At 62.8% G+C, this 4,802-nt stretch carries 8 protein-coding genes; 7 read left to right on the forward strand and 1 reads right to left on the reverse strand.

The window, feature by feature from the left end; genetic code table 11:
* Both ACRCSW_RS21715 and ACRCSW_RS21720 read left to right on the forward strand, forming a co-directional pair.
* Positions 1–459 (forward strand): carboxymuconolactone decarboxylase family protein (locus ACRCSW_RS21715; RefSeq protein WP_438707736.1); only part of this gene is annotated, 459 nt, incomplete at its 5' end.
* Positions 459–1,319, forward strand: a complete 861-nt coding sequence (locus tag ACRCSW_RS21720; RefSeq protein ID WP_438707737.1) for a sigma-70 family RNA polymerase sigma factor — start codon at positions 459–461, stop codon at positions 1,317–1,319. The genes ACRCSW_RS21715 and ACRCSW_RS21720, both read left to right, overlap by 1 nt.
* 129 nt (positions 1,320–1,448) lie before the next feature.
* On the opposite strand, the gene ACRCSW_RS21725 is transcribed toward ACRCSW_RS21720, so the two are convergent.
* A complete protein-coding gene (locus ACRCSW_RS21725) occupies positions 1,449–1,901 on the reverse strand; it encodes a VOC family protein (RefSeq protein WP_438707738.1) in 453 nt (150 codons plus the stop codon).
* A 117-nt stretch (positions 1,902–2,018) separates the two neighbouring features.
* Here ACRCSW_RS21725 and ACRCSW_RS21730 point away from each other — a divergent pair, with 117 nt between their 5' ends.
* The 5 genes from ACRCSW_RS21730 (at position 2,019) to ACRCSW_RS21750 (ending at position 4,310) form a co-directional block, all read left to right on the forward strand.
* Entirely contained in the window at positions 2,019–2,588 is a 570-nt protein-coding gene (locus tag ACRCSW_RS21730) for a TetR/AcrR family transcriptional regulator (protein ID WP_438707739.1), read from the forward strand.
* Positions 2,589–2,768: 180 nt separating this feature from the next.
* Positions 2,769–3,224 carry a helix-turn-helix domain-containing protein gene (locus ACRCSW_RS21735; protein ID WP_438707740.1) on the forward strand — a complete coding sequence of 152 codons (456 nt, stop codon included), beginning with the start codon at positions 2,769–2,771 and terminating at the stop codon, positions 3,222–3,224.
* Positions 3,221–3,637: a VOC family protein gene (locus tag ACRCSW_RS21740; protein ID WP_438707741.1), complete on the forward strand. Its 417-nt coding sequence runs from the start codon at positions 3,221–3,223 to the stop codon at positions 3,635–3,637. The genes ACRCSW_RS21735 and ACRCSW_RS21740 overlap by 4 nt, the downstream gene beginning before the upstream one ends.
* Positions 3,634–3,930, forward strand: a complete 297-nt coding sequence (locus ACRCSW_RS21745) for a hypothetical protein (protein WP_438707742.1) — start codon at positions 3,634–3,636, stop codon at positions 3,928–3,930. Before ACRCSW_RS21740 ends, ACRCSW_RS21745 begins: the two co-directional genes overlap by 4 nt.
* Positions 3,927–4,310, forward strand: coding sequence for a DUF1801 domain-containing protein (locus tag ACRCSW_RS21750; protein WP_438707743.1), 384 nt, complete (start codon positions 3,927–3,929; stop codon positions 4,308–4,310). The genes ACRCSW_RS21745 and ACRCSW_RS21750 overlap by 4 nt, the downstream gene beginning before the upstream one ends.
* The last annotated feature ends 492 nt before the right edge of the window (positions 4,311–4,802 follow it).

Here is a 4,802-nt window from a genome sequence, read left to right on the forward strand (position 1 = left end):
TTCGCTGCTGCCCCTTCGCTGATGAAGAATTGGCAACGCTCGGCGACCGAGTTCGCCGCCGCCACCAACTTCGATCCGATCCTTACTGAACTCGTGAAGATGCGGGCTTCCCAGATCAACGGCTGCGCCAATTGCATAAATCTCCATGCAACCGAAGCTCGCGAGATCGGAGAAACCGAGCAGCGCATCTACCTTCTGCCGGCCTGGCGCGAAGCGCCGTGCTACAGCAACCGCGAACGCGCGGCACTTGGCTGGACCGAGGCCTTGACGCGCCTCTCCGAAGGTCATGAACTTGCTGGTGCCTATGAAGCCTTGAAGGCTGAGTTCACGGAAGAGGAACAGGTCAAGCTCACCCTGACGATCAACAACATCCATGGGTGGAACCGCATTGCCGTCGGCTTCGGTCTGTTTGTTGATCCGGCTGCAGTAAAGGCCGGTGCCAAGGTGGCGATCGCCTGATGGCCGACACGCCGCCAGTGGATTCGGGGGCAGCGGAATTCGATCCTCTGCGCCCCAAGCTGATGCGCGTCGCGTATCGCATGCTGGGCTCCGTTGCAGATGCCGAGGACATGGTGCAAGAGGCCTTCATCCGCTGGATGAGGGCCGACCGCGTCGAAGTGCGCGAACCCGAAGCCTTCCTGCGCCGCACGGTCACACGCCTCTGCCTCGATCAGCTCAAGTCGGCGCGGCGCCAGCGCGAGACGTACATTGGCCCCTGGCATCCCGACCCTGTCCTGGAAGAGGAAGAAGACGACGAAGTTACCCTGCCGCTGATGCTGGCACTGGAACGTCTTTCGCCGCTGCAGCGGGCGGCCTTCCTGCTGCACGATGTTTTCGGTCTGGGATACGCGGAAGTCGCCGCCACCATCAGGCGCGATCCCGCCGCTTGCCGTAAGCTCGCGTCCCGGGCGCGCGCGCAGATCCGTGAAGCACGGCCGCGCTTTCAGGTCGGCAAGCAACACGGCCTCGCCATTGCGGAAGCATTCTTCGCCGCCTCCCGCAGCGGTGACATGAAAGCACTCGCCGCAATGCTGGCCGCCGATGTCAGCGCTCATGCGGATGGCGGCGGCAAGCGTCCGGCAGCCATGCAGCCGATCGTCGGCTTCGACGCCGTCATGAAGGCCCAGAAATCCCTGGTGGCACACTTCCGCAAGAACGGCTCGACACTTCTTCGGGCCACTGTAATCAACGGTTTGCCTGGCTTCATCAGCCGGGAGGCCGACGGTGAACTTCAGACGACGGCCCTCGAAATCGAGAGTGGAAAGATCGCGGCAATCTACGTGATGCGGAATCCCGACAAACTGAGGCATCTGCACTGAGCGTGCCAGGTCAGGCAAACCTACGAGGCCGAAAACGACCGTATTTGACCATGCGTTTCTGTCCAGGGGTTTTTGATCTGACCTAGCGCGGCAGCCCTACGTGAGCCGATGCACGGGGCGGACTGATCCCTACGCTGCCGTCTCCGCGTCCCAGCGCCGCTGCATGTCTTCGGCGCTGACCTCTTCCAGCTTATGGCCGATGGACCAGCGATAGCCGAACGGGTCTAGCACCATGCCGTTGCGATGGCCGTAGGATTGGTCCGCTGCCGGGCGCAGAAGTGTGGCACCCGACGCCAGCGCCCGCGCAATCGCGGCATCGGCGTCCGTGACCTCGACATAGAAGCTGACGGGCGAGCCTCCGATCGTGTCGGGCGCCAGCGCCCCGAAGTCGGGATATTCGTCGTTCAGCATGAGAACGCTTTGCCCGATGCGGATATCCGCATGGCCGAGCCGTCCGTCCGACGGGTCGGTCAGGCTGTACTGAACCTCCGCCCCGAAGGCCGTCCGGTAGAACTCCAGCGCGGCGCGGCCGTCCTTTACGGTGAAATGCGGCTGGATGCCGATGTAGCGCAGATCCGCCATCGTGATTCCCCCTTTGCAGCTGTATTTTATTACGCTACGTTTCGTAATTAAATGAGTCAAGAACCAGATCAACCCCGGCGTCGCGGTCGCCCACCGAACCAGCAGGCGAAGGGCCGCGTGCTGGCCATCGCGCACGACATCCTCATGGCCGAAGGCTTCGGCCGGCTGACGGTCGAGGCTGTGGCCGCTCGGGCAGGGGTCAGCAAGCCCACGATCTACCGGCATTGGGCCAACGCGCAGGAGCTTGCGATGGCGGCCCTGATCGAGGCCTTCCCATCCCCTGGCGACACCCCCCCGACCGAGGCGCTCGAGGCGCATCTGGCCCGGATCATCGCCACCTTCGCCACCACCCGCGGGCGGCAGGTCGCCATCGCCCTTGCCGCCGCCGACAGCGAAAGCGAGCTTTCCCGCGCCTTCCGGACCCATGTCATCCTGCGCAGCCGCGAGGCCGGGCGCGCCATCCTGATGCGCGGCATCGCGCAGGGCCGGATCGCGGCACCCCATGATATGGAGGCAACGCTCGACATGATCTACGGCGCAGTGTTCTTCCGCCTTCTCTTGCGACATCAACCCCTTGATCCGACACTGGCCGGACATCTCGTAGGGCTGGTAAGACTGATCTGCCCGCCCATTCCCCAAGACCGCACCTCGGCTAGTGTCTCCAGATTGCTGCCAGAGCCTCCATGACCCACCCCCTGAAGTCTGCCGTCATCCTCACCGATTGGGCATCTTAGGATGCCATTGGTCGGCTCTGAGCCTCGATTGAGAGAGCATCTAAGAAGTCGAGTTGGTGATCGTTGCATGGTTGGGCGATGCTATTAGTCTAACGGGATGAAGAAAGCTGACACGATAGGAGGGCCGTCGCTGTTGCGTCGGCTGCTGCGAGCCAAGGACAAAATGGATGCGGCCTCGCACGAGCCATGGCCGGTGCATCGTCTGGCTGCGGTAAGCGGCGTCTCCGAGGCGCATTTCGCGCGCTCCTTCAAGGCGGCATTTGGCCTGCCGCCGCATCGCTATTTGCTGACCCGTCGGATCGAGCGCGCGACGGCGCTGTTGCGCGACACTGATCTGCCGATTATCGACATCGCGTTTCAAACGGGCTGGGAAAGCCTGGGGACATTCGGCCGCATCTTTCGCGACATCACTGGCGAAAGCCCGACCGAGCTTCGCGCCCGCGAAGGAAACGTACCCCACATGTTCGAACAGGTTCCGCACTGCTTCGTTAGCGCCGCGCACCGACCCAACCTTACAATCGCAGTTTCGGAGAAGCGCAGGCTGCAGGCGGACGGTAAAGAGGAGGCAGATGAAAGGAGTCTGCCATGAAACGCATCAAACAAACCATTGGCGTGATGGGCATTTATGTCCGCGACCAAGAGGAAGCGCTGCAATTCTACGTCGGCAAGCTGGGCTTTGAGGTCCACAGCGATGTAACCAACGGCGGCTATCGCTGGCTGACCGTGCACCACCCCGACCAGCCAGACTTCCAATTGGGCCTGTTCAGGCCGCAGCCGCCAACCGTGGACCAAGGTACTGCAGCGACCGTCGACGAGGTTGTCGCGAAAGGCGCGATGCCGCCGCTCGTACTGACGGTCGACGACTGCCGCGCGGCCCATGAGCGCTTCTCGGCCGCGGGAGTGGAGTTCACGCAGGAACCGGTCGCGCGCTTCGGTAGCGTTGATGCAAGCTTTCGCGATCCGTCCGGAAACGGGTGGAAACTGATCGAGGCCCGGTCATGAACGCCGCGTTTTATTCGCAGCACCCAGCCACGGCGTCATCGACCTCGCCAGCGGTCGCAATGGCCAAGGGTGGGCGCGCTCGGCTCGTCCATCGCTGGGTGGCGACGATTTTCACGCTTACTGTCGCCGCCAACTTCGCGGTGATGCCGTGGGGGCCGCCGCCAGCCTGGATCACTTACGCCCCGCTTCCGCCGCTGCTTTTTCTCATGATCACCGGGCTGACCATGCTGCTCACTTCCTGGATCGGACAGGTACGCGCGCGTCGCGCCAGATCGAAAGGAACAAACCAATGAGTGATCCTGTCAGCGAGAAGATCGAGAGCCTCGGTGACTGGCGCGGCGCGTTGCTTACCCGCATCCGCCGAACGATCAACGACGCGGCACCCGGCGTTGTCGAGGAGATCAAGTGGCGCAAGGCGTCGAACCCGCTCGGCGTGCCGACCTGGTCGCACAATGGCATTATCTGCACGGGCGAAAGCTACAAGGACAAGGTCAAGCTCACCTTCATGCGCGGACGCGATCTCGATGACGCGCAAGGCTTGTTCAACGTGCCCGCCGACGGCGTCCGCCGCGCGATCGATTTCAAGGAGGCCGACGCGCTCGACGAGGCTGCACTTGCCGCACTTGTCAGCGAAGCCGTCGCGCTGAACCTTGCGGGCGACAAATCGGGCTAGTGCGCATCCGATGCAAAGCGATGTTGTTCGCTTTGCAAGTTCTTCTATGCAAAAGCAGACTTGCGGCGCCCCCCAAACGAGCCGGACATTCAGGTCCATGTTGCGAACTGACCGCACAGGGCTCGAACACCCTGTGCGGCGGGGCGGCGCAGTCCGGCGGACTGCGGCTGAGGGGCGCAAAACGTCGCGGCCCTCACCGTCATCTGACAAGCGACCGTCGCCGCAGTGCAGCTTCCCCAAAACGGCCGTTGACGAGCCCTGCAGCACTTCTGCCGCCACGCGGCCTGCAATGGGGAAGAAGCTGGGCTTTGACTGGGAACCTGTAGCTGTCCGTTGCAGTCGACTCTGTGGCTGCTTGCTGTGGCAGGGCTGCCTCGCGGCTCCTTGACAAATTCGCCCGTCAATGAGATTGACAGTGAGATTTGTCAAAGCGGGCTGTACATGTTCGACGTCGAAGTCATTGATCGACCGGGCGCTGCGGTTGCAGCGCTC

The organism is Tabrizicola sp., from assembly GCF_051645465.1.
Taxonomy (GTDB): Bacteria; Pseudomonadota; Alphaproteobacteria; order Rhodobacterales; family Rhodobacteraceae; genus Tabrizicola.

What these genes read in the sequence shown, in the direction of transcription:
- ACRCSW_RS21720 (WP_438707737.1), top strand. Translation starts at nt 459, where the DNA reads ATGGCCGACACGCCGCCAGTGGATTCGGGGGCAGCGGAATTCGATCCT.
- ACRCSW_RS21725 (WP_438707738.1), bottom strand. Translation starts at nt 1,901, where the DNA reads ATGGCGGATCTGCGCTACATCGGCATCCAGCCGCATTTCACCGTAAAG.
- ACRCSW_RS21740 (WP_438707741.1), top strand. Translation starts at nt 3,221, where the DNA reads ATGAAACGCATCAAACAAACCATTGGCGTGATGGGCATTTATGTCCGC.
- ACRCSW_RS21745 (WP_438707742.1), top strand. Translation starts at nt 3,634, where the DNA reads ATGAACGCCGCGTTTTATTCGCAGCACCCAGCCACGGCGTCATCGACC.
- ACRCSW_RS21750 (WP_438707743.1), top strand. Translation starts at nt 3,927, where the DNA reads ATGAGTGATCCTGTCAGCGAGAAGATCGAGAGCCTCGGTGACTGGCGC.